Consider the following 22813-nt stretch of genomic DNA (forward strand, 5'->3'; position numbering starts at 1 on the left):
GAGAGCGTCGGACGAAAGACTGAACGCTTTCCCGATGCCGCAAACTTTAGGGCGGGCGCTATCAATTTTTTGTGAAAAGGATGCGAACAAAAGGTCTGGTTTGGCGGCTTTTGTTGCAGGAAAAATCCACACTCAAACCCAAGCGATATCTCGCCTGTAGAGACGCTGTTGCCGATCAAGCATCTCCTGTGCGTGCCGGCTTGCTGGCGAACGAGATCCTTCACTCAGCTCATCCATAGCTGACCCAACGCTTTCGCCAGCAAGCCGGCTCCCACAAGAATACGACTCACCTGAGACAGTCGATGCACTCATTACCGGCAGCAGGCCAGTGAAGGCCTACAAAGGATCTGCGGCATAATCAAACGCCTTGACCATGCCAATCCCGCTGGAGCTGTCAGTCACACGCGCATCCTCAACAATCATCTGCGCCGCCTTCTCCGCAATCATCACCGTGGGTGAACAGGTGTTGCCGGACGTAATGGTCGGCATGATCGACGCATCCACCACGCGCAAACCCGGTACGCCCCGCACCCGCAGCCGCTCATCGACCACAGCATCCATCCCCTGCCCCATCTTGCAGGTGCCTACCGGATGAAAAATGGTGGTGCCAATGGTACCCGCGGCCTGGCGCAATTCTTCTTCGCTTTGCAGGCTCGCACCGGGCAGGTATTCCACCGGCTCGAAAGGCGCCAGCGCAGGCGCAGCGGCGATGCGGCGGGTCAGGCGGATGGCGTCGGCGGCGGTTTTGAGGTCGGTTTCGTGACTGAGGTAATTAGGACGGATGATCGGCGCGGCATCAGCCAGTGCCGAGCGGATTTGCACACTGCCCCGGCTTTGCGGACGCAGATCGCAGACGGATGCAGTAAAAGCCGGAAAGCCATGCAACGGCTCGCCAAAGCGCTCCAGCGACAGCGGCTGAACGTGGTACTCAAGATTGGCGCTGGTCTGCTCCGGACCTGATCGGGCAAACGCACCCAACTGGCTCGGCGCCATCGCCAACGGACCGCTGCGATTGAGCGCGTAGCGCAGGCCCATGTTCATCTTGCCCCACAGGCTGCTCGCCATTTGATTGAGGGTATGGCCGTTGCTGACCTTGTAGATCAGCCGCAACTGCAAGTGGTCCTGCAGATTGCTGCCAACGCCAGGCAGTTCGTTGCGTACCTCAATGCCGAGCTTTTCCAACAAGGGTCTCGGGCCGATGCCCGAGCGCTGCAAGACCATCGGTGACCCCACCGAGCCGCAACACAGGATCACTTCTCGACGCGCGCGCAACGTCTGTTCCTGATGGCCGACCTTTGCCAACACGCCGCTCGCCCGGCCATTCTCGAACACGATGCGTGAGACCTCGACGCCGGTCATGACCGTCAGATTTGGACGTTGGGCAATTGGGCGCAAAAAAGCTTTAGAGGCATTCCAGCGCACACCGCGCCGCTGGTTCACCTGGAAATAACTGCAACCTTCGTTGTCGCCTCCGTTGAAATCGGAAATCGAGGCAATCCCGGTTTGCGCCGCCGCTTCACGAAACGCGTCAAGCAAGGTCCACGACAGACGCTGCTGCTCGACTCGCCACTCGCCTTGCGCACCATGCAGGTCGGAGTTTCCGGCGTAGTGGCTTTCCGAGCGTTTGAAGATCGGCAGCACGTCCCGCCAACTCCAGCCTTTGTTGCCCAGCGCGGCCCACTCGTCGTAGTCCCGAGACTGGCCACGCATATAAATCATGCCGTTGATCGACGAACAACCGCCCAGCACCTTGCCGCGCGGGTAGTTCAGGGCACGCCCATCGAGGCCGGGCTCGGCTTCGGTCTTGAAGCACCAGTCGGTGCGTGGGTTGCCAATGCAGTAGAGATAACCCACTGGCACGTGAATCCAGGGGTAGTTGTCCTGCCCGCCCGCTTCGAGCAGCAGAACGCGATGAGAAGGGTTGTGTGACAGCCGATTGGCCAACAAGCACCCGGCGGGGCCTGCGCCGACGATCACGTAGTCATAGAGCACACTGTCCGTTTGCATGCGTCCCTCGTCGATCATTCTTGTTTTTGTCGAGGGTTCATCCTGCGGGCTTTTGCCGGAAAAAAAAAGACCGCCTGCTTCGGCGGTCTTTCGGGATCAGATTACGTCGTGGGAGTCGGCTTGCTGGCTAATGCTCTGTGTCAGTCAGCAAATGCGTATCAGACATTCCGCCTTCGCCAGCAAGCCGGCTCCCACAGGTCCGTATTCATCCTCGGATCAGGCGTTACCTACACCGCGCTACGACGATAGCTGCGGTAGTTCGGCATCCAGAAATGACGCTCGATCGCTTCCACCAACATCTCTTCCGTGGTTTCCAGTGCCACGTTCTCAGCCTGAGCCTGCTTGGCCACGGCCAGTGCGATCTTCTTGCTCACGGCCTGAATTTCTTTCAGCGGCGGCAGCACCGCATCGCCCTTGCCAGTGACCATGGGCGAGCATTCAGCCAGCGCGTTGGACGCCGCCATCAGCATCTTGTCGGTGATGCGCGTAGCCTTCGCCGCGATCACACCCAGGCCAATGCCCGGGAAGATGTAGGAGTTGTTGCACTGAGCGATGTGGAAAGTGCGATCGCCTACCGTCACTGGGGCAAACGGACTACCGGTCGCTACCAACGCGTCGCCGTTGGTCCAGGTCAGGACTTCCTGCGGCGTGACTTCAACTTTCGAGGTCGGGTTGGACAGCGGCATCACCAGCGGCTTGGCGCAGTGTTTGTGCATTTCACGGATGATCTGCTCGGTGAACAGGCCACGCTGGCCCGACACACCAATCAGCACCGTCGGCTTGCCATTCGTGACCACGTCCAGCAAGCCTGGATACTCATCGGTAGAAGCCCAGCCCGACACGTCTGCGGCTTTCTGTGCCAGGTTCTTCTGGAAGTCCAGCAAGTTGTCCATGCTATCGGTCAGCAGACCAAAACGGTCGACCATCATCACTCGCTTGCGCGCTTCGGCTTCGGTCAGACCTTCGATCACCATCGCAGCAATGATGTGCTCGGCAATGCCGCAACCGGCGGAACCCGCCCCAAGGAACACCACACGTTGCTGACCCAACGTTTCGTTCTTGGCTTTACATGCCGCGAGCAACGTACCCACAGCCACCGACGCGGTGCCCTGAATGTCATCGTTGAAGCAGCACAGCTCGTCGCGGTACTTCTCCAGCAACGGCATGGCGTTGGTCTGGGCGAAGTCTTCGAACTGCAGCAGTACATCTGGCCAGCGGCGTTGTACGGCTTCGATGAACAGCGCAACGAAGTCTTCGTACTCTTTGCCGGTCACGCGCTTGTGGCGCCAGCCCATGTACATCGGGTCGTCCAGCAACTCCTGATTATTGGTGCCAACGTCCAGCACGATCGGCAGGGTATACGCCGGACTGATACCACCGCATGCGGTGTACAGCGACAGTTTGCCAATTGGAATGCCCATGCCGCCGATGCCCTGATCGCCCAGACCAAGGATGCGCTCGCTGTCCGTCACGACGATGATCTTGATGCGATCTTTCGTGGCGCTGCGCAGGATGTCGTCGATGCGATCACGATCCGGGTAGGACACGAACAGGCCGCGGTGGGTGCGGTAGATCTTGGAAAATTCCTGACACGCCTGACCCACGGTCGGGGTGTAGATAATGGGCAGCATCTCTTCCAGATGCGAATCCAGCAGGCGGAAGAACAACGTTTCGTTGTTGTCCTGAATCGAGCGCAGGTAGATGTGCTTGTCGAGGTCGCTCGCGCACTGCTGGTACTGGCTGTAAACGCGGGTCACTTGTTCTTCGATGGTTTCAACGTTCTGCGGCAGCAGACCGATCAGGTTGAAATCCACACGCTCCTGCGGCGTGAACGCACTGCCCTTGTTGAGCAGCGGCATTTCCAGCAGCGACGGGCCTGCGTAGGAAATGTACAAAGGTCGCGAGGTCTTGGTCATCAGTAATCGCCTTTTCTCTGTTTGCTCTGTCAATGCGGGCTCAGAAACGGCGCCCCGGAGGTCGATCAAGTCCGACACTCAACGCAGGCCCCTTCTGAAAAATGGGGGTGATGAAAAATCAGGGCGCCTATCTTACTCGCCTAAAGTCGATTGCGACATTTTGTCACTGTCTTGATTGCTAAATGATGGCCGAACGCGAAGGGGACGCCAGTGAAAGAGTTGTCAGGAAAGCACGCCCGCCGACTGCCAACCGAACACAAAATGTTTCAGCACAGGCGGAATTGGGTCACGAACGTCGCATTTAGCGGCAAAAAGTTCCTTTCACCCTTTCGATCCCCTTCGAGTGAAGGCACAATCCCCGTCCTTTTTCGGCTGGCATTGCTGGAGGCCACGAAATGATCAACACGCCGTACTACCTCATCGACAAACAAAAGCTGCTGCGCAACATGGAAAAGATCGCGTATATGCGCGAACACTCCGGTGCGAAAGCCTTGCTGGCCCTGAAATGTTTTGCGACGTGGTCGGTGTTCGACCTGATGCAGCAATACATGGACGGCACCACGTCTTCTTCTCTTTATGAGCTGAAGCTGGGCCGCCAGAAATTCGCAGGCGAGACCCACGCCTACAGCGTCGCCTGGGCAGACGACGAAATCGAAGAGATGCTCGCCAACTGCGACAAGATCATCTTCAACTCCATCAGCCAACTGGAGCGCCACGCCCCTGCCTGCGCCGACAAAGTGCGCGGCCTGCGCGTGAACCCGCAAGTCAGCAGCTCCGACTATCTGCTGGCCGACCCTGCTCGCCCGTTCAGCCGTCTGGGCGAATGGGACCCGGAAAAGATCGAGAAAGTGATCGATCAGGTCACCGGCTTCATGTTCCACAACAACTGCGAGAACGGTGACTTCAACCTGTTCGACCAGATGCTGTCCACCATCGAAGAACGCTTCGGTCATCTGTTGCACAAAGTCGAGTGGGTCAGCCTCGGCGGCGGCATTCACTTCACTGGCGAAGGCTATCCGCTGGATGCGTTCTGCGCGCGCCTGAAAGCGTTTTCACAGAAATACGGCGTGCAGGTGTATCTGGAGCCGGGCGAAGCCGCGATCACCCAAAGCGCCTCGCTGGAAGTGACCGTGCTCGACACTCTGTACAACGGCAAGCACCTGGCCGTGGTCGACAGCTCCATCGAAGCCCACATGCTCGATCTGCTGATCTACCGCTTGAATGCGAAACTGGCCCCAAGCGAAGGCGAACACACCTACATGGTGTGCGGCAAATCCTGCCTGGCCGGGGACATATTCGGTGAGTATCAATTTGATCGTCCGCTGGCCATCGGCGATCGGCTGTCGTTTGTCGACGCAGCAGGCTACACCATGGTCAAGAAGAACTGGTTCAACGGCCTGAAAATGCCGTCCATCGCAGTGAAACAACTCGACGGTACAGTCGAGGTAGTTCGTGAGTTTGGTTTCGACGATTACCTGTCCAGCCTTTCGTAAGCTGGCGGAAAAGGAGAGAGAAATAAATTGAAGAAGAACGTTCTTATCATTGGTGCAGGAGGTGTCGCCAAGGTGGTGGCCCACAAGTGCGCGCAGCATAACGACGAACTCGGTCGTATTGCCATCGCGTCGCGTAACATCTCCAAGTGCCAGGCCATCATCGACAGCGTCAACGCCAAAGGCAGCCTCAAGGTGCCTGCGGAGATCAAGGCCTACGCCTTGAATGCGCTGGATATCGAAGCGACCAAGTCGCTGATTCTGGAAACCGAATCGCAGATCGTCATCAACGTCGGTTCGTCGTTCCTCAACATGTCGGTCCTGCGTGCCTGCATCGACACCGGCGTTGCCTATCTGGACACGGCGATCCACGAAGAGCCGGGCAAAGTCTGCGAAACGCCGCCCTGGTATGGCAACTATGAGTGGAAACACCTCGAAGAATGCCAACAGAAGAACATCACTGCGATCCTCGGCATCGGCTTCGACCCAGGTGTGGTCAACGCCTACGCGGCCCTGGCGCAACAAGAATATTTCGACCGCATTGATTCGATCGACATCCTCGACGTCAATGCCGGTTCCCACGGCAAATACTTCGCCACCAACTTCGACCCGGAAATCAACTTCCGCGAATTCACCGGTCAAGTGTGGAGCTGGCAGAACAGCCAGTGGACCAGCAACACCATGTTCGAAGTCAAACGCACCGACGATCTGCCCGTCGTAGGCGCGCAAGATCTCTACCTCACCGGCCACGATGAAGTGCACTCGCTGTCGAAAAACCTCGACGTGCCCAACGTGCGTTTCTGGATGAGCTTCGGCGCGCACTACATCAACGTATTCACCGTGCTGAAAAACCTCGGGTTGCTGTCCGAGCAACCGGTCAAAACCGCTGAAGGCGTCGAAATCGTTCCGCTGAAAGTGGTCAAGGCCGTACTGCCTGACCCTGCCTCGCTGGCACCGGGCTACACCGGCAAGACCTGCATTGGCGACCTGGTCAAAGGCACCAAGGATGGCAAAGCGCGCGAAGTGTTCATCTACAACGTCGCCGACCACGAAGAAGCCTTCGCCGAAACCGACAGCCAAGGCATCTCCTACACCGCAGGCGTACCGCCAGTTGCCGCTGCCCTGCTGGTGGCCCGTGGTGAGTGGGACGTGAAGCGCATGGTCAATGTCGAGGAGCTGCCTGCTCAGGCGTTCCTTAAGGCGCTGGACGTGATGGGTCTGCCGACCCGCATCAAGGATGAGAACGGCGACCGTCCCTGGGACGCGTAAGTCGTTGAGAATGAGGTGCGCCCGGTTGGGCGCACTTTGTTTTGAGCTGTAATCTTGCCAAGCCGTCAGGCGGCATCCCGCGTCAGAACGAATGAGCTGAAGCGAACCAAGTCATCTAGATGTTGCGTGATCACTGCGACAATGATTGGCAACTGAAGCGCGTTGTTCGATAAAAGGCGGCATCTCTGCAACCCACCACGCCTTTCATGGAAGCTGCGAGCGCAGACTCAACCCACCCGTCCTTGCACAACACATCAAACACGTCCTGAGCGCTCTCAGGAACGCCCAGTTTCTCTCGGCGGATGAGGTGCTACCCCATATCCTGAGCAGCGGCGCAGGCTCTCAAGATGTTCAGAATTGCGGCGTCTATCCGAGACTCGTCGAATGCAAACGTAGCAGGATCCTTTTCATACTCCTCACGAGCCCTGGATGCGCAACGATTAACGGCTGTTGCCTTGCTGATCAGTACGCTATCGCCCATGAGTCCTTTCCAGAAAACAAAAAAGCCCCAGAAGCATAACTTCTGGGGCTTTCATTTGTAATGGCGGAGAGATAGGGATTTGAACCCTAGGTACTGTCGCCAGTACAACGGATTTCGAATCCGTCCCGTTCGGCCACTCCGGCATCTCTCCAACGGCGCGCATCATAACAGCTTGTTGAAAAAACGCGAACCCTTTTTTCAAAATTTTCGCGTTTTTTCAGGCGCTTGCGACGGTTTCCGCTTTAGAGCGGGACGCCGAGGCGATGGGCGACTTCTTCGTAGGCTTCGATGACGTCACCGAGGCCCTGACGGAAGCGGTCCTTGTCCATCTTCTTCTTGGTGTCCTTGTCCCACAGGCGGCAGCCGTCCGGGCTGAACTCGTCGCCCAGGACGATGGAGCCGTCGCTGAACACACCGAATTCCAGTTTGAAGTCGACCAGCAGCAGGCCTGCGTCGTCGAACAGCTTGCTCAGGACATCATTGACCTTGAGCGACAGCTCTTTCATGCGTGCCAGTTGCTCGGCGGTGCCCCAACCGAACGCCACGACGTGAGATTCGTTGATGAACGGATCGCCCTTGGCGTCGTCCTTCAGGAACAGCTCGAAGGTGTACGGGTTGAGCTTCATGCCCTCTTCGACGCCCAGACGCTTGACCAGGCTGCCTGCAGCGTAGTTACGCACGACGCATTCGACCGGGATCATGTCGAGCTTTTTGACCAGCACTTCATTGTCAGCCAGCAGTTTGTCGAACTGGGTCGGAATGCCAGCCGCTTCGAGCTTTTGCATGATGAAGGCGTTGAACTTGTTGTTCACCATGCCTTTGCGGTCGAGTTGTTCGATGCGTTTGCCGTCGAACGCCGAGGTGTCGTTGCGAAACAGCAGGATCAAGCGGTCAGCGTCGTCGGTCTTGTAAACCGACTTGGCTTTGCCGCGGTAGAGTTCTTCACGTTTTTCCATGATGGGCTCCGCTTGCAAATAACGTGGGCCAAACGCCCATTGAGAGTTGGTTGGGACGTCAGGCGATTTCGCGCCAGTCGAGCCCTGAATCCTGATCGGCCAATTGTAGCCAGTCCGGGTCGCACCCGAGGGTGTCGACAAAACATTGCCGGGCCAGGTGCGGCAGGTTGTTCTTGCTGCTCAGGTGGGCCAGCACCAGATGCTGCAGGCCCTGCCATCCCAGCTCACTCACCAGGCTGGCGGCCTGATGGTTGTTCAAGTGTCCGAATTGCCCGCCGACCCGTTGTTTAAGGAAGTACGGATAATGCCCGCGAGCGAGCAGGTCACGGCAGTGGTTGGACTCGATCATCAACGCATCCAGCCCCTGATAGCTGCCCAGCACCGCCGGACAGTACGAGCCCAAATCGGTCAGCAAGCCAAAACGACGGCGACCATCGTTGAAGACGAACTGCGTCGGTTCCAGCGCATCGTGGGCCACGGAGACCACATCGATGTTCAGGTCACCAATCTGCACGCCCTGCCCGCCTTGAAGCCTGATACCCGACTCAACCGGCTTACGCATACCGCGCAAGGTCCCGTCGCTGAGGTAAACCGGAACATCGTAGCGCCGAGACAGCAAACCCACGCCATGCACATGATCGGCATGTTCGTGGGTCACCATGATGGCACTCAGCTGATGGCCACTGACCCCCAGCCGCTCCAGCCGACGTTCGGTTTCCCGCAGGGAGAAACCGCAGTCGACCAGCACATACGTGTCGTTGCTCGCAACCAGCGTGCCGTTACCCCGGCTGCCGCTGCCCAGAACCGCGAAGCGCACTTAGCCGAGGTTGTCTTGAATGACGCTCAACACACGGCGTGCGACGTCGGTCGGCGCAACGGTGTTGATGTTCTTCTCGACGGTCACTTGAACGTTGTCACCCACCTTGCTCAGACGAACCTGATAGCGCTCGGCGCGGGCTTCTTTCTGTTCCTTGGTTTCTTCACTGCCAAACATGCGAGCGAAGAAGCCTGGCTTGTTCTCTGGACGGTCGGCCTTCTCGGCCAGGTTGATGTAGTACAGACCCAGGCTGCGGTTGATGTCTTCAACGCGCCAGTCACCCTGATTCAACGCACGGCCCACGCTGGACCAGGCGCGATCGAGGTCGGCGCCCAGGTTCAACACCGGGTTGCCGCTGCCGTCTTCGCTCAGAGACACACGGCTCGGGGTGTCGTAGTCACGCGCGGCGAGCAGCGACACCGAACCGCCTTTCTCGGCGGTTCGGCTCAGGCTGGCCAGCATGTCATCGGTCAGGACCGAGTCCAGGCCGATGTTGACGCTGCGTGAGGAGAATGCAGGCTCATCGCTGCTACCCGCCGGACGCTGGGCGCTGACGATGTAGATTTCACTGGTGTTGCGCTGCACGCCCGGCTCGATGCGGACACGCACGCGTGTTTCAGTGTTGGCGCTGTCGCCCGCGCCGCCCAGACGATTGGCGACCGCTGCGGACAGTTCATCCTTGCGCTGCCAGGTGGTGCTGAATTCACCGGTCTGCGGACGGTCTTCGGCGATACGGAAACCGTTGTCTTCGAAATACTGGTGGGCCACGGGCCAGACTTCGGCCGGGGCGCGTTGCGCCAGGATCCAGCGGTTATCGCCGCTCTTTTGCAAGGTGTAGTCGCCGGACTCCTGAACGGTGGACAGCGGCTGCGGACGCGGCACGGTGAACTCACCCTTCTGGGTGTCGTCCGCCACGTTGCGCGGGATCGGCAGCAGCGGGTCCAGACGTTTGGCTTCCTGAATACCTTCAGGCAATTGCATCGGGGGTTTCTGGGTCGCTTCCAGGTAATCGCTGCTGCGATCACGGAAGTAACCGTCCTGCCCAAACAACCAGCTGCAACCGCTGGTGCTGGAAATGATCAGGGCTAGTGCGGAAAGTCCGGCCAGTCGCTTCATTGCGTAGTGCTTCCTCATTAAACCAATACGCCGGACTGGCGCAGGGCCTGACGTACCGGCTCGTGGCAGGACTCGCTGAGCCAGGTGAGCGGCAGACGGATACCGTCCGGCATCAAACCCATTTCATGCAAGGCCCACTTCACAGGGATAGGGTTCGATTCGATGAACAATTGCTTGTTCAGCGGCATCAGCTTTTCGTGGATGGCACGGGCAGTGGCAGCGTCGCCAGCGATGGCGGCCTTGCACAATTCGGCCATGTCGCGCGGAGCGACGTTGGCGGTCACGGAAATGTTGCCCTTGCCGCCGAGCAGGATCAGCTCGACCGCAGTGGCGTCATCGCCGGAGTAGACCAGGAAATCGCTGTCGACACCGGCCAGGATGTCCTTGGCGCGCTGCAGGTCGCCAGTGGCTTCCTTGATGGCGATGATGTTCTTGATCTTCGACAGGCGGATCACGGTCTCGGCCTTCATGTCACACGAGGTGCGGCCCGGCACGTTGTACAGAATCTGCGGGATGTCCACGGCTTCGGCGATGTGCTTGAAGTGCTGATAAAGGCCTTCCTGGGTCGGCTTGTTGTAGTACGGGGTCACCAGCAGGCAGGCATCGGCACCGGCATTCTTGGCGTTGGTGGTCAGCTCCACGGCTTCGCGGGTGGAGTTGGCGCCCGTACCGGCGATCACCGGGATGCGGCCGGCGACTTGCTGGACCACGCGACGAATCACTTCGATGTGCTCGTTGACGTCGAGGGTCGCGGACTCGCCTGTCGTGCCGACGGCGACGATGGCGTTGGTGCCCTCTTTCAGGTGAAAGTCCACCAGTTTGCTCAGGCTGTCCCAGTCAAGACGCCCCTGTGCATCCATAGGTGTGACCAGTGCCACCATACTGCCCGCAATCATGCAAACCGCTCCTGCCGGAAAAAGAGAGCGGTAATGGTACTGGCGCCATGGTCCTTGCACAAGGCGAGCATTCCCCTGAGCGACGGTTTTCGCTACCCTTCGGTCTTTGATCGGTACAGCTCATCCACGCAGTTCGTTCGACTGATCGCTTTCGTCGCCCCAAACCCCGTTCCAGCCCCGCTTTCGCCTGATGTGAGCGATTCACACCGGCAATGCGCGATGACGAACCGGGAGCGGACCGAGACGCTCGCCCTCACAGATCCCTGCACTCCGGCCAGGAACGTACCGACCGCTCATCGTTTAGGAAAGCTGCATGTCGTCCATCCCCACAGTTCGCGAACAATTCCTTGTCATCAGTGCCCTTGGCGCCAACCCAATGGAGCTGACCAACGTCCTGTGCCGCGCCAGCCATGAATCCCGTTGCTCGGTCGTCAGCTCGCGCCTCACCCGCCATGGCGAATGCAGCGCGCTGGTGCTGCAGGTCTCCGGTAGCTGGGACGCGCTGGCACGTCTGGAAACCGGTCTGCCGAATCTTTCGAAGAAACACGCCTTCACCGTCAACGTGGTACGCAGTTCTACGCTGGACAATCGTCCAGAGGCGCTGCCTTACGTGGCTTATGTCAGCTCGGCGTATCGCCCGGACATCATCAATGAGCTGTGCCAGTTTTTCATCGATCATCATGTCGAGCTGGAAAACCTGATCTGCGACACCTATCAGGCACCACAGACTGGCGGCACCATGCTGAACGCGACGTTTACCGTGACCCTGCCGGCAGGCACCCAGATCAGTTGGCTGCGCGATCAGTTTCTGGATTTCGCCGATGCCCTCAATCTCGACGCGTTGATCGAACCCTGGCGCCCCCAGGCGCCTATGTAAGCCTCTCTGTAAGGAAGCCCCAATGGCAGTTGAACTGGACAAACCCGTTCCCGACTTTCAAGTGCAGGCCACCAGCGAGCAGGCGGTCAGCCTGTCGGCGCTGAAAGGCCAGCAAGTGGTCATTTACTTCTATCCCAAGGACAGCACCCCCGGCTGCACCACCGAAGGCCAGGGTTTTCGTGATCAATACGAGGCGTTCAAGGCCGCCAACACGGTGGTCTTCGGTGTGTCCCGCGACGGCATGAAGTCCCACGAGAACTTCAAGGCCAAGCAGGCGTTCCCCTTCGAGTTGATCTCGGACAAGGACGAATCCCTGTGCCAGCTGTTCGACGTAATCAAACTGAAAAAACTGTACGGCAAGGAATACTTGGGCGTTGATCGCAGCACTTTTCTGATCGACAAGGACGGCGTGCTGCGCAAGGAATGGCGTGGCGTGAAAGTGCCGGGCCATGTGGACGCGGTGCTGGAAGCGGCTCAGGCGCTTAACAAAGCCTGAGCGCAGCTTTGACCTTGTGGGAGCCGGCTTGCTGGCGAAAACGGTGTGTCATGACTCAAATGCAGCTGACCCGCCGCATTCGCCAGCAAGCCGGCTCCCACAGGTTTCGATCCAGTGAGTTACAACAACGGCGCCACTGTCGGCTCATTACGCGGCCAGGCATCCAGAACGGCCTTGAACAGCGTCGCCAGCGGAATGGCGAAGAAAATCCCCCAGAATCCCCACAACCCGCCAAACAACAGCACCGCGCAGATAATGGCGACCGGGTGCAGGCTCACGGTTTGCGAAAACAGCAGCGGCACCAACACGTTGCCGTCCAGCGTCTGGATGATGCCGTAGACCGCCATCAAATAGATGAACTGATCGCTCCAACCCCACTGAAACAGCGCGATGAACGCCACCGGCACGGTCACCACCACAGCGCCGACATAGGGCACCACGACCGAAATCCCCACCAGCATCGCCAGCAATGCCGAATAGTTGAGCCCCATCGCCACGAATGCAATGTAGGTCACTGCGCCGCAAATGAAGATCTCGATGACTTTTCCGCGAATATAGTTAGCGATCTGCCGGTTCATTTCCTCGGCCACACGGGTAATCAGCGTACGCTCACGCGGCAGATAACCTCGCACCCAGCGGCCAATCATCCGACGGTCTTTGAGGAAGAAGAACACCAGAATCGGCACCAGCACCAGATAGATCATCATGTTGACCAGCAGCGGCAGGCTGGAAAGGGAAAACGTCAGCGCCCACTGACCGAATTTTCCGATTTCTCCGCGAGCAGCTTCGATGGCCTGGAGCACCTGCTCATCGGACACCAGATGCGGATAGCGCTCCGGCAGCAGCAAGAGCAACGACTGCCACTTGGCGAGCATGCCCGGAAGTTCATTGAAAAGGGTGATCATCTGATGCCAGAGCAACGGCACGAGCACCAGCAGAAACAGCGCGAGCGCCCCCATGAACAGCGCAAACACCAACCCGACAGCTCCCCCTTCGGGCACGCGGAAACGTTCGAGTTGGGCCACCATCCCCTGCATCAGAAACGCCAGCACCAACCCCGCCAGCACAGGTGCCAGCATGCCGCCTAATGTCAGGACTATCGTGAACGCCAATACCAGCAGCACCGCCAGCACCACCGCTTCTTCATCCGAGAAGTAGCGCTGCATCCAGTCGCGAAGCACTTTGAACATCAATGATCCTTGGGGCGATGAAATGAAAAGCTAAAAGGTCAATACGATCAGGCTTTACGTAACCAATAACGATAAATGCCGTCGACCGCTTCTTCGTGCAACAGCGCATGGCCCGCCAACTTGGCAAAGGTACGAAAATCCCGCTGCGAACCGGCATCGGTGGCTGTCACTTTAAGCACCGCGCCGCTGGCCAGACGGTTGAGTTCCATCTTGGCCTTGAGCAGTGGCAGCGGACAATTCAGGCCACTGGCGTCCAACTCGGCATCGCAAACGGCAGGCGGCAGTACAGCGTCAGACATCATTTCTCTCCGGGCAGACACATCCATTTACACAGAAACTGCAAATAAGATGAAGAACAACAGACATACACGCTTGCAAGAATACCCCACTCTGGTCAGCAAGCCATTGAGACAGCTACAGTAACGACTTTCTGTCTCAGAGTTTCGTGCATGACTTTTTTGCGCCCCGCACTGCTGACGCTCGCTTGCCTCATGGCAGCCCCGACTTTCGCGGATGATCTGCCCTCCCTCGGCGACGCCAGTTCCTCCATTGTTTCACCGCAACAGGAGCATGATCTGGGTCGCGCCTGGCTTGGGCTGCTGCGTGCACAAGTTGCCCAACTGTCAGACCCGCAACTCAAGGACTTCGTCGAAACCTCGGTCTATCGCCTGGCGGAAACCAGCCAGGTGCAGGATCGCCGCCTCGAATTCATCCTGATCAACACCCCGGAAATCAACGCCTTCGCAGCGCCTGGCGGGATCATCGGGGTCAACGGCGGCCTGTTCCTGCACGCGGAAACCGAAGGCGAATACGCCGCAGTGCTGGCCCACGAACTGGCTCACTTGTCACAACGCCACTTCGCCCGCGGCGTTCAGGCGCAGCAACGCATGCAGGTGCCGGTGATGGCCGCGATGCTGGCCGGTATCGTCATGGCGGCGGCAGGTGCAGGTGACGCCGGTATTGCCGCCATCGCCGGTACGCAGGCGGCGGCCATTCAAGAGCAGGCGCGCTTCTCGCGGCAAAACGAGGCTGAGGCTGACCGCATCGGTATCCTCAATCTGGAAAAAGCCGGTTACGACCCTCGCAACATGCCAACCATGTTCGAACGTCTGGCCCGCCAGTACCGTTACGACGCCAAACCACCGGAATTCCTGATGAGTCACCCGGTGACCGAATCCCGTATCGCCGACACCCGCAACCGCGCGGAACAGGCCAAACCGGGCGGCAAGGAAGACAGCCTTGCCTACCAGTTGATGCGCTCTCGCGTGATTCTGATTTACGAAGAAACGCCGGGAGTTGCCGCCAAACGCTTCCGTGCCCAGTTGGCTGAGAACCCGAGAAATGACGCGGCCCGCTACGGCCTCGCCCTTGCCCAAACCAAAGCAGGGCAATTGAACGAGGCGCGCGACTCGCTCAAGCCACTGCTGGACAAGGCGCCGGACAACATCACGTATAACCTGGCGATGATCAATCTGGACATCACCAACAATCGTTTTCCCGATGCACAACAGCGGGTCAACCGGATGCTGGACCTGTACCCGGACGATTACCCGCTGAATCAGGCGAAAGTGGATGTACTGCTCAAACAGTCCAAGGCCCCCGAAGCACTGAAAGCACTGGAAACCCTGCTCAAGAGCCGCTCCGACGACCCTGACATCTGGAACCAGGTGGCCGATGCTCGTGGCTTGTCCGGCAACACCATCGGCTCACATCAGGCCCGCGCCGAGTATTTCGCGCTGATGGGCGATTTCAAGCAAGCCGTTCAACAGCTTGAATTCGCCAAACGCCGGGCGAACAACAACTTCCAACTGGCCTCGCGAATCGATGCAAGGCAGCAGGAAATCATCGCGCAGGAACGAGCCGTCAAAGAAATGATGAACTAAGCCTTGTGGGAGCCGGCTTGCTGGCGAATGAGGTGGTTCAGTCGCTATATCAGTGTCTGGACTGACGCTTTCGCCAGCGAGCCGGCTCCCACAAGGAAGGTGTTGAGTCAGCGACAGACCGACGCCGAGCCACCACGACGGTCAGGCGTTACCGGAAAGCTTCAACCGCGCTGCCTGGGTGAAATCCAACATCCGCTGCAACGGCCGCACCGCTTGAGGAATGATCGCCGGGTCGACAAAAATCTCGTTCGTCCCTTCCCGCAAACACTGCAGCGTGCGCGCCAGCGTATTCATCGCCATCCACGGGCAGTGCGCGCAGCTACGGCACGCGGCGCCGTTACCGGCAGTAGGTGCTTCGATGAAGACCTTGTCCGGGCACAACTGCTGCATTTTGTAGAAGATGCCGCGATCGGTCGCCACGATGAACGTCTTGTTCGGCAACGTCTGCGCGGCCTTGATCAATTGGCTGGTGGAACCCACCGCGTCGGCCAGATCGATCACCGACTCCGGCGATTCGGGGTGAACCAGAATCGCCGCGTCCGGGTACAGCGCCTTCATGTCTTCCAGTTGCCGTGACTTGAACTCTTCGTGAACGATGCACGCGCCGTCCCACAACAACATGTCAGCCCCGGTTTCACGCTGAATGTAGCGGCCCAGATGCTTGTCCGGCGCCCAGATGATTTTCTCGCCGTTGTCCATCAGGCTCTCGACGATCTCCAGCGCACAGCTTGAAGTGACCACCCAATCAGCACGGGCTTTGACCGCCGCCGAGGTGTTGGCATAAACGACCACCGTTCGCTCGGGATGCTTGTCGCAGAACGCCGTGAATTCGTCGACGCCACAGCCCAGATCCAGCGAGCAGGTCGCTTCCAGCGTCGGCATCAGAATGCGCTTTTCAGGGGTCAGAATTTTCGCCGTTTCCCCCATGAAACGCACACCGGCCACGAGCACGGTCTTGGCCGGATGATTCTTGCCGAAGCGGGCCATTTCCAGCGAATCGGACACGCAGCCGCCGGTCTCTTCCGCCAACGCCTGAATCACCGGGTCACAGTAATAATGGGCAACCAGCACCGCGTCCTGAGCCTTGAGCTCGTCGGCGATCAGGCGACGGTATTCGGCTTCTTCTTCTGGTGTCAGCGTCTTGGGCTGCTTGGCGTCGAGGTGCGCCTGGACCAGAAGGCGTTCGGAAATCTGTGTCATGTTTCAGGACCTGAATGCGCGTGAGCGCGAACGTCGAGTTTACACCTGAACAACAGGCAACAAATGAAGCGGGAACCCCTCACGGTCATGAAGTTTCCAGCCAGGTGCATGCATCGTTGTGCACGCATCAGTGATGATTTCGCCGCGCGCTTGTCTGCCAAAGCCAGTCAGAGCGCAGAGCGGCGGCGAATGTATCACGTTACCTGTTGAGCGTTCACTTAACGCCCCACGCGTTTCAGCCAAGGCGCATCGACAACTCGACTTCGTCAGCGAACGGGATCGACAGATACCCCTGCTCCACCGAGCGAACCCGCGCCAGGTAGTCCGGCGCGTAATCCGCGTTGTCCGCAATGATCAGTGCACCAGGCCGCAGACGGCTTTCCACCAGACTCAGGATCTCGGGATAGAGCGCCTTGGCGCCATCGAGCAGCACCAGATCGATGGATTCAGGGAGATCCTTGCCCAGCGTCTTCAGCGCATCGCCTTCACGAATTTCTACAAGGTCCAGCAGGCCGCCTGCGCTCAGGTTGCTCCGCGCCTGCGCGACTTTGGAGGACTCAAACTCGCTGGTGATCAGCAGACCACCACCGTTATCGCGCAATGCAGCGGCCAAATGCAGCGTCGAGATGCCGAACGAGGTGCCAAACTCAACGACCGTACGGGCGTTGCAACTGCGCGCCAACATGTAGAGCAGCGCGCCGGTTTCACGGGAAACAGCCAGCGGGAAATCCTTCAGGCGGCCATAGAAATCCAGATAGTCGGTCTTGCTGCGCATCAGGCGCCCGACATCTTCTTGGGAAAAGTCAGACAACTGAGCGCTGGTCATGGGCGAGCGCTCGGACGCGTGGTTGAACAAACGCTCAAGGAGAGGGGCAACAGGAGATGTCGTCAAGGTATTCATGTGGAACTCCGAGGTTGAACGGTGCGCCAATCGCAACGCCGGATTAGAATGCGACGAATCACTCACATTTAATAATCGCATTACCGAGCTGCCATGACCGACGCCCGCAACCCTGCGATTTCATTGCGCAAAAAGCCCAAACAGGCCCGTTCCGAGGCATCAATTTCGATCATTCTCGAAGCCGCTACTCAGGTTTTGGCCAAGGAAGGTGCCAGCCGTTTCACCACTGCGCGGGTCGCCGAGAAGGCCGGTGTGAGCATCGGCTCGCTGTATCAATACTTCCCGAACAAGGCCGCCATCCTGTTCAGACTGCAGAGCGACGAATGGCAACAGACCTTCGACCTGCTCAACAGCCTTCTGCAAGACACCTCACTTCCGCCTCTTCAGCGGCTGCGAAACCTGGTGCATGCGTTCATCCGCTCGGAATGCGAAGAAGCCGACATGCGCGTCGCACTGGACGATGCCGCGCCGCTCTATCGTCATGCTCCGGAAGCGCTTGAAGTCAAGGAGCAGGGGGCAGCGGCCATTAGGTTGTTCATGCAGGAAGTGTTGCCCGATACCGAGGACGCCGCACGCTGCCGCGCAGCGGATCTGATCACCAGTACGTTCAGCAGTGCAGGAAAGGCGTTTTCACAAACGCCCCGAACTCAGGAACAGATCGAGGATTACGCCGATGCGATGGCGGACATGTTTTGTGCGTATCTGGAGCGCATCGCGCAGGAGGGGCAGCGGAAGATGGTGTAGCGGCGGGCCCGTTCAGCCCGCCGCAAATGCGTGATACAGAATCAGTACTTCCAGCTCACAGACGCCGTCAGGTTGCGTGGCGCGCCGTAACTGGCGGTGGTGGCGTTGTTATACATCGACAGCAGGTACTTGCGGTCCGTGACGTTGTTCAGGTTCAGCGACGTGCTCCAGTGGCTGTCGATGTCGTAGCTGGTCATCAAATCCACCAGGCCGTAGGCATTTTGGTGAATGGCGCTGTTGGTGTCGTTCTCCACGGCAGTCTGCCAACTGACACGGGCGCCGACCTTCATTTGAGGCATACCCGGCAAGCGGTAGGTGGCCATGCCGCGGAAGCTATGAGTCGGTACGTATTTGCGCGCTTTCTCGCCGTTGTCATCATCGATACGCACGTAGGTGTAACCGCCGAGCAGGTCCAGGCCATCTACGATCTCGCCAGAGGCTTGCAACTCGACACCGTGGCTTTTGAAGTCGCCCGGTGTGTAGACTTCCTGAACGCCGTTGAAGCCCGCGTCCACAGCCACGTTGCGCTGCTCGCTCTTGAACAACGCCGCAGTCACATGCAGACGCTGATCCATCAGGCTGCCTTTGACACCTATCTCCTTACTCGTACCTTCCAACGGTTCGAGCAACTTGCCATCAGCATCGACATAGCTGTATTGCGGAGCGTAGATTTTCGTCCAGCTACCGTAGACGCTCCACTGGTCATTCAGGTCATAGACCAGACCGGTGTAAGGCGTAACCTTGCCGTGCGCACGGGTGTAATACGCCGCGCCATAGTTGTCACCCTTGCCATCGGCACTGAGCATGCGTGCACCCGCGATCCAGTGCAGGTCATCGGCCAAGCTGAAGCGGGCGCCTGCGAATACACTCTTCTGGGTGTCCTGGAAGTTCTGCGACAGCGCTTCGCTGGTGAAACCGAACGACGGCATCGGCGTCGCCCCTGCCAACACACCCGAGAATGAAGTCTCGAAAAAGCTGCCGCCTTCTTCATTTTCGTCGTACTCATGGCCCTTCTGATGCGTGCGCCCATAGGCGGCACCAAAGGTCAGTTGATGTTCGCGACCGAACAATGTGAACGGCCCCTGCACCTTGGCCTCGCCCAACAACTGATGCGCCTCGCTGCTGGTGTGGTTGGCATATGCGCCAGCATCGTCGTCCGTCACCGTGTAGACATACAGCATGTTGGTGTTTTGCTTCTCTTGAACACCGGTCAAAGTGACTGTGGCGTTCCAGTCGTTGCCAAAATCATGCTTGAGTTCGACGAACGTGCGCTGCGTGTGCAGGTTCCAGTAGGTCCATGGCTGCCCGATGCTGCTACTGCGGCTACTGTAGTGAATCGGGTTGCCCGCCGTGTCGACCAGCGGCAAGTTGCCCCAGGAACTGCCGTTGGAGTCACTGTTGTGTTGAGAAAAGCCCACCGTCACGGTGTCAGCGTCACTCACGTCGAACGCCAGCAGACCCGCTGCCACGTTTCGCTCGTGGCTGTAACGGTCCAACCACGAATTGCCCTTGTCGTGGGAATAGATAAAGCGGCCGCGCACATTGCCTGAATCCGTCAGTGGCCCGGACACATCGACGTCCACCCGACGGCTGTCCCACGAGCCCACGCTGGTATCAATCTGCGCCTGAAAAGTATCGGTCGGGCGCTTGCGCACGAAGTTGACCGTCGCCGATGGGTTACCCGCCCCGCTCATCAAGCCGTTGGCGCCGTGAAGCACGTCAATCTGTTCGTATTCCGCCAGATCCTGATCTCCCACCAACACCGTGCTCACAAACGGCATGCCCATGCCGTCGTACTCGAAGGTGTTGATGTCGAAACCGCGTGAGGTGAATTCAGTGCGGTCGGTTTCGGTTTGCTCGACCGTCACCGACGGCGCAGCGCGCAAGGCGTCCTTGATGCCATTGATCTTGAAATCGTCCAATTCCTGACGCGTGAGGGTCGTTACCCCTTGCGGCGTCTGCTTGTCGGTCAGCCCCAGCTTGGTCGTTGAAGAGGACGCCCTCCCCTCGTATCCCTGGCTTACATCCTCAGCACTTTGCGCGCTGCTCTGAATCTGAGTGGCCGGCAGCGTCAGGTCGTCCGCAGCATGTGAAACAGATACAGCGCTGCAGGCGCCAATCAGCAAAAAACCGGCGGGGAGATGGCGTTTCAAGGAGATATTCCTACAAATCAAAGCATGAGAGTGTTAAAAGCTAATACGAATCTAACTCATATAGATCCAATCTTTCGACAATTTTTTCACATTTGCTCACATTTTTTCTATGAGAATTACCAATACATCCTTGACACGATCTGGAAATAATCGAAGCAGAACACGCATGCGCGAACCCGATCATCCGCCACACCAGCGCGCCCGCCGATGCCTGCATTGGCTGGAGCGATCGTTACAGAAGGGGATGGGATCAAGACGATCAAGCAAGCGCCTTGGGATAGCGCTTTTTGGCTACAAGCCAATAAATAGAAGCATGCGCCCTCATTCCGGAGCCATCGAATCCCGAGATATCCGCGCCGGTGCGCGGGATGAGCAATGGGCTAACCGCGAACGCGGTGATCGGTATAGACGCTGAGCCTGCAACCCGTAGCATCCTGCGGGGTCATGGTCGTGAACTGCACTGTATCCGCATCGATGACCTGGTAACGGTAGGTGTTGTACTTCTTGGCACCTACGGCATCGAATAGCACCAGATCTTTTCGAGACACCCAATATCCTCCACGCTTACGTATTGGGTTCGATCTGGCAGCATCCTGGAAAAACACCGTTCCGAAATTTCCGTTGGGTTTCATTATCGTCGTCCAGGCAAGGTACTGGCACCCAGGCGCAGCGCTGCGCTCACCCTGCCATTTACCGACCAGTACCGGGTCGTACGAAGTGCAACCTGCAAGGCCTATCAGCACACACCAGGCCATGACTTTCAACTTCATTCTCGCTTACCTCTGACGGAGGCCGCACATCAAGTATTCGGAAGTGAGGCACCGGGAATCTCTTGGCGATGCCACACCCCATCCCGGGACGCCCGCCATGCATGCCAACCCAAAGGCAAATCAAATAACTCCAACAGCGTGTCATCCGTGCTTAAAGCACTTTCAAGGCTGACAACAACAACCTCTTCGGTGGAGTCACAAGAATAACGGGCATGAAATTGCCACCCTCCGTCATCTTGGTCATGCGATACATAAGCGACCCAACCGCCCGAGAACAGCACGTCTTTTGCCGCGATCACTGCAGTATTCCCAGGGTAAGCAAATAGGCGCCCTGCTCTTGATTTCATACGAGTCATTTATGAGATTTTTGATGATATGGTGTTGTACAACATGCGCAACGGTCAACTGTGGCGGTGCTTTGAGATGGGGCTGGAGCCTGAGGTACTGGCCCAGCTCCAGCAACCGTCCGCGTTAAGCCTGCTGCTCAACACACCCGTGTCCTGGTGCAATGTCACCATCGATGGGGAGATGGTGAAGAAGATCCTCACCAGCGCTCAACGCTCCGACGAAGAAGTTCGCTTGGTCGAGCGCGCCCTGCGACTGGGAGCAACCACCGACATGCTGCAGCAGTTTTTCGGTATATCTCCTCAAGATGTAGCCCCCGTAACGCTTGATGATGGGACTCACCGCCCGCAGAAAACGCTGGCGAGAATTCAGCGAAGATACCGACGCCAACCTCTGGTACCGGTGGACGCATTTGATGAAAGAGCATCAGGTCGACGTCGCTGACAGCATCGCAATGCTGGACATCGCCATGGTGGTCGCTTAAGAAATGAAAGAGCCCACCCACACCGACGACGAAGAACCTATCGAAAGCCTGAACCTGGCCATCATCTGGCATCGAATCCAGACCTGGCTCAGGGAGGAGCTGTATCCGCCGACGCAAGTAGCCGGCGTTACTCAACGAAAAACCCGGAACGAGCCAACCAAGGGCTCGTGACAGCCTGGCATCGAGTTCGACAAGGACTACCTGCAGCTGCTGAATCACTCCCTGAGACACCAGAACAAGACGATCTGGGAAGTGGCAGAAATTGCCTGGAATGAATTCGCTCAAGACCCTGACGTGGGAAATCGTTTGCCCACCCGATTGGATGCCGTAGAGGAAAGATTCACCGCACAGCGATGGGTGAAAGACGTTCAAGGCGCTCACGTGGCCGAAGCGTCTGCGGCAGCAGATTGATGCGATGCTGAGTGAATTGCGATTTGTGAGGCCGGATGCTTGATGAGATGGGCAAGTTCTACGGTGCGGGCGGCTGTGTTGCGCCATACAACACCCAATAGAGCCACTCACCAACTCGGACGGTGCACGAGTGTTGCGGCCCGCAACACCCTCGTGGACGGGGAGCCCTGCGTGAATGCCATGACTTGATTGCCTGATGGCGTTGTCAACGACACCCCCTCAGAAATAGTAAATGAGCTCTCTTAAAGACAAGAGCTACACAGCAGGATCTGACCAGGAAGAGAAAGTTCGTCTCCAGAATTACCAGATACCCTCCTGAATCGGGCGGATAGGCGACCCTGTCATCAGCGAACAGCACTATCTTTGCTGCTATCACAGCGATATTAGGAGGATCGCTGAATGTCCAATTCA

General features: G+C 58.1%; 21 protein-coding genes, 1 tRNA gene and 1 pseudogene. 8 read left to right on the top strand and 15 right to left on the bottom strand.

Features of this window, described 5'->3' with window-relative positions; genetic code table 11:
- Positions 1-336: 336 nt before the first annotated feature.
- Positions 337-2007, bottom strand: coding sequence for a GMC family oxidoreductase (locus ACI2KB_RS24955; protein WP_404639029.1), 1671 nt, complete (start codon positions 2005-2007; stop codon positions 337-339).
- 227 nt (positions 2008-2234) lie between these two features.
- Positions 2235-3923, bottom strand: coding sequence for an NAD-dependent malic enzyme (locus ACI2KB_RS24960; protein WP_404639031.1), 1689 nt, complete (start codon positions 3921-3923; stop codon positions 2235-2237).
- Between the two features lie 395 nt (positions 3924-4318).
- On the opposite strand from ACI2KB_RS24960, the gene ACI2KB_RS24965 reads away from it, so the two are divergent.
- Both ACI2KB_RS24965 and ACI2KB_RS24970 read left to right on the top strand, forming a co-directional pair.
- A complete protein-coding gene (locus tag ACI2KB_RS24965) occupies positions 4319-5416 on the top strand; it encodes a carboxynorspermidine decarboxylase (RefSeq protein WP_404639033.1) in 1098 nt (365 codons plus the stop codon).
- Between the two features lie 27 nt (positions 5417-5443).
- Positions 5444-6682: a saccharopine dehydrogenase NADP-binding domain-containing protein gene (locus tag ACI2KB_RS24970; RefSeq protein ID WP_404639035.1), complete on the top strand. Its 1239-nt coding sequence runs from the start codon at positions 5444-5446 to the stop codon at positions 6680-6682.
- A 65-nt stretch (positions 6683-6747) separates the two neighbouring features.
- Here the strand turns inward: ACI2KB_RS24970 and ACI2KB_RS24975 are convergent.
- From ACI2KB_RS24975 to dapA, 6 genes and pseudogenes are all read right to left on the bottom strand, one after another.
- Positions 6748-7163: pseudogene (locus tag ACI2KB_RS24975) on the bottom strand (DUF86 domain-containing protein).
- A 61-nt stretch (positions 7164-7224) separates the two neighbouring features.
- Positions 7225-7314: transfer RNA gene (locus ACI2KB_RS24980), tRNA-Ser, on the bottom strand.
- A gap of 91 nt (positions 7315-7405) precedes the next feature.
- Positions 7406-8119 carry a phosphoribosylaminoimidazolesuccinocarboxamide synthase gene (purC, locus tag ACI2KB_RS24985; protein WP_404639037.1) on the bottom strand — a complete coding sequence of 238 codons (714 nt, stop codon included), beginning with the start codon at positions 8117-8119 and terminating at the stop codon, positions 7406-7408.
- A 58-nt stretch (positions 8120-8177) separates the two neighbouring features.
- Positions 8178-8936 (bottom strand): MBL fold metallo-hydrolase, encoded by a 759-nt coding sequence (locus ACI2KB_RS24990; RefSeq protein WP_404639039.1) that lies wholly within the window; start codon positions 8934-8936, stop codon positions 8178-8180.
- A complete protein-coding gene (bamC, locus tag ACI2KB_RS24995) occupies positions 8937-10052 on the bottom strand; it encodes an outer membrane protein assembly factor BamC (protein ID WP_404639041.1) in 1116 nt (371 codons plus the stop codon).
- Between the two features lie 17 nt (positions 10053-10069).
- Positions 10070-10948: a 4-hydroxy-tetrahydrodipicolinate synthase gene (dapA, locus tag ACI2KB_RS25000; RefSeq protein WP_404639043.1), complete on the bottom strand. Its 879-nt coding sequence runs from the start codon at positions 10946-10948 to the stop codon at positions 10070-10072.
- A gap of 313 nt (positions 10949-11261) precedes the next feature.
- Here dapA and ACI2KB_RS25005 point away from each other — a divergent pair, with 313 nt between their 5' ends.
- Both ACI2KB_RS25005 and ACI2KB_RS25010 read left to right on the top strand, forming a co-directional pair.
- Positions 11262-11825: a glycine cleavage system protein R gene (locus tag ACI2KB_RS25005; protein WP_404639045.1), complete on the top strand. Its 564-nt coding sequence runs from the start codon at positions 11262-11264 to the stop codon at positions 11823-11825.
- A gap of 22 nt (positions 11826-11847) precedes the next feature.
- Complete coding sequence (locus tag ACI2KB_RS25010; RefSeq protein WP_404639047.1) at positions 11848-12321, top strand: peroxiredoxin; 474 nt, start codon at positions 11848-11850, stop codon at positions 12319-12321.
- A gap of 119 nt (positions 12322-12440) precedes the next feature.
- Here the strand turns inward: ACI2KB_RS25010 and ACI2KB_RS25015 are convergent, their stop codons facing one another.
- Both ACI2KB_RS25015 and ACI2KB_RS25020 read right to left on the bottom strand, forming a co-directional pair.
- On the bottom strand, positions 12441-13511 hold the full coding sequence (locus tag ACI2KB_RS25015) for an AI-2E family transporter (protein ID WP_404639049.1): 1071 nt from the start codon (positions 13509-13511) through the stop codon (positions 12441-12443).
- A gap of 47 nt (positions 13512-13558) precedes the next feature.
- A complete protein-coding gene (locus ACI2KB_RS25020) occupies positions 13559-13810 on the bottom strand; it encodes a sulfurtransferase TusA family protein (RefSeq protein WP_404639051.1) in 252 nt (83 codons plus the stop codon).
- A 150-nt stretch (positions 13811-13960) separates the two neighbouring features.
- Here ACI2KB_RS25020 and ACI2KB_RS25025 point away from each other — a divergent pair, with 150 nt between their 5' ends.
- Positions 13961-15394, top strand: coding sequence for a M48 family metalloprotease (locus tag ACI2KB_RS25025; protein WP_404639053.1), 1434 nt, complete (start codon positions 13961-13963; stop codon positions 15392-15394).
- Positions 15395-15535: 141 nt separating this feature from the next.
- On the opposite strand, the gene nadA is transcribed toward ACI2KB_RS25025, so the two are convergent.
- Both nadA and ACI2KB_RS25035 read right to left on the bottom strand, forming a co-directional pair.
- A complete protein-coding gene (gene nadA, locus ACI2KB_RS25030; RefSeq protein ID WP_404639055.1) occupies positions 15536-16594 on the bottom strand; it encodes a quinolinate synthase NadA in 1059 nt (352 codons plus the stop codon).
- Between the two features lie 235 nt (positions 16595-16829).
- Entirely contained in the window at positions 16830-17495 is a 666-nt protein-coding gene (locus ACI2KB_RS25035; RefSeq protein WP_404639057.1) for an O-methyltransferase, read from the bottom strand.
- 93 nt (positions 17496-17588) lie between these two features.
- On the opposite strand from ACI2KB_RS25035, the gene ACI2KB_RS25040 reads away from it, so the two are divergent.
- Complete coding sequence (locus ACI2KB_RS25040; protein WP_404639059.1) at positions 17589-18239, top strand: TetR family transcriptional regulator; 651 nt, start codon at positions 17589-17591, stop codon at positions 18237-18239.
- Between the two features lie 41 nt (positions 18240-18280).
- On the opposite strand, the gene ACI2KB_RS25045 is transcribed toward ACI2KB_RS25040, so the two are convergent.
- From ACI2KB_RS25045 to ACI2KB_RS25055, 3 genes are all read right to left on the bottom strand, one after another.
- Positions 18281-20365 (bottom strand): TonB-dependent siderophore receptor, encoded by a 2085-nt coding sequence (locus tag ACI2KB_RS25045; protein ID WP_404639149.1) that lies wholly within the window; start codon positions 20363-20365, stop codon positions 18281-18283.
- A gap of 407 nt (positions 20366-20772) precedes the next feature.
- Positions 20773-21162, bottom strand: a complete 390-nt coding sequence (locus tag ACI2KB_RS25050; protein WP_404639061.1) for a hypothetical protein — start codon at positions 21160-21162, stop codon at positions 20773-20775.
- Between the two features lie 29 nt (positions 21163-21191).
- Positions 21192-21518, bottom strand: a complete 327-nt coding sequence (locus ACI2KB_RS25055) for a hypothetical protein (RefSeq protein ID WP_404639063.1) — start codon at positions 21516-21518, stop codon at positions 21192-21194.
- Positions 21519-21552: 34 nt separating this feature from the next.
- On the opposite strand from ACI2KB_RS25055, the gene ACI2KB_RS25060 reads away from it, so the two are divergent.
- Together ACI2KB_RS25060 and ACI2KB_RS25065 are read left to right on the top strand one after the other, a co-directional pair.
- Positions 21553-21951 carry an STY4526/YPO1902 family pathogenicity island replication protein gene (locus ACI2KB_RS25060; RefSeq protein WP_404639065.1) on the top strand — a complete coding sequence of 133 codons (399 nt, stop codon included), beginning with the start codon at positions 21553-21555 and terminating at the stop codon, positions 21949-21951.
- A gap of 43 nt (positions 21952-21994) precedes the next feature.
- Positions 21995-22162, top strand: a complete 168-nt coding sequence (locus tag ACI2KB_RS25065) for a hypothetical protein (protein ID WP_404639067.1) — start codon at positions 21995-21997, stop codon at positions 22160-22162.
- Positions 22163-22813 lie beyond the last annotated feature (651 nt).

It is taken from the genome of Pseudomonas sp. NPDC088444 (assembly GCF_044900175.1).
In the GTDB taxonomy this organism is placed as follows: domain Bacteria; phylum Pseudomonadota; class Gammaproteobacteria; order Pseudomonadales; family Pseudomonadaceae; genus Aquipseudomonas.

Excerpts from the sequence above, each read along its gene's own strand:
- bamC (WP_404639041.1), bottom strand. The coding sequence starts at position 10,052 with ATGAAGCGACTGGCCGGACTTTCCGCACTAGCCCTGATCATTTCCAGC.
- ACI2KB_RS24960 (WP_404639031.1), bottom strand. The coding sequence starts at position 3,923 with ATGACCAAGACCTCGCGACCTTTGTACATTTCCTACGCAGGCCCGTCG.
- ACI2KB_RS25010 (WP_404639047.1), top strand. The coding sequence starts at position 11,848 with ATGGCAGTTGAACTGGACAAACCCGTTCCCGACTTTCAAGTGCAGGCC.
- ACI2KB_RS24965 (WP_404639033.1), top strand. The coding sequence starts at position 4,319 with ATGATCAACACGCCGTACTACCTCATCGACAAACAAAAGCTGCTGCGC.
- ACI2KB_RS25060 (WP_404639065.1), top strand. The coding sequence starts at position 21,553 with ATGCGCAACGGTCAACTGTGGCGGTGCTTTGAGATGGGGCTGGAGCCT.
- dapA (WP_404639043.1), bottom strand. The coding sequence starts at position 10,948 with ATGATTGCGGGCAGTATGGTGGCACTGGTCACACCTATGGATGCACAG.
- ACI2KB_RS25040 (WP_404639059.1), top strand. The coding sequence starts at position 17,589 with ATGACCGACGCCCGCAACCCTGCGATTTCATTGCGCAAAAAGCCCAAA.
- ACI2KB_RS25035 (WP_404639057.1), bottom strand. The coding sequence starts at position 17,495 with ATGAATACCTTGACGACATCTCCTGTTGCCCCTCTCCTTGAGCGTTTG.
- nadA (WP_404639055.1), bottom strand. The coding sequence starts at position 16,594 with ATGACACAGATTTCCGAACGCCTTCTGGTCCAGGCGCACCTCGACGCC.
- ACI2KB_RS25055 (WP_404639063.1), bottom strand. The coding sequence starts at position 21,518 with ATGACTCGTATGAAATCAAGAGCAGGGCGCCTATTTGCTTACCCTGGG.
- ACI2KB_RS25025 (WP_404639053.1), top strand. The coding sequence starts at position 13,961 with ATGACTTTTTTGCGCCCCGCACTGCTGACGCTCGCTTGCCTCATGGCA.
- purC (WP_404639037.1), bottom strand. The coding sequence starts at position 8,119 with ATGGAAAAACGTGAAGAACTCTACCGCGGCAAAGCCAAGTCGGTTTAC.
- ACI2KB_RS25065 (WP_404639067.1), top strand. The coding sequence starts at position 21,995 with ATGAAAGAGCCCACCCACACCGACGACGAAGAACCTATCGAAAGCCTG.
- ACI2KB_RS25020 (WP_404639051.1), bottom strand. The coding sequence starts at position 13,810 with ATGTCTGACGCTGTACTGCCGCCTGCCGTTTGCGATGCCGAGTTGGAC.
- ACI2KB_RS25015 (WP_404639049.1), bottom strand. The coding sequence starts at position 13,511 with ATGTTCAAAGTGCTTCGCGACTGGATGCAGCGCTACTTCTCGGATGAA.
- ACI2KB_RS25005 (WP_404639045.1), top strand. The coding sequence starts at position 11,262 with ATGTCGTCCATCCCCACAGTTCGCGAACAATTCCTTGTCATCAGTGCC.
- ACI2KB_RS24955 (WP_404639029.1), bottom strand. The coding sequence starts at position 2,007 with ATGCAAACGGACAGTGTGCTCTATGACTACGTGATCGTCGGCGCAGGC.
- ACI2KB_RS25050 (WP_404639061.1), bottom strand. The coding sequence starts at position 21,162 with ATGAAGTTGAAAGTCATGGCCTGGTGTGTGCTGATAGGCCTTGCAGGT.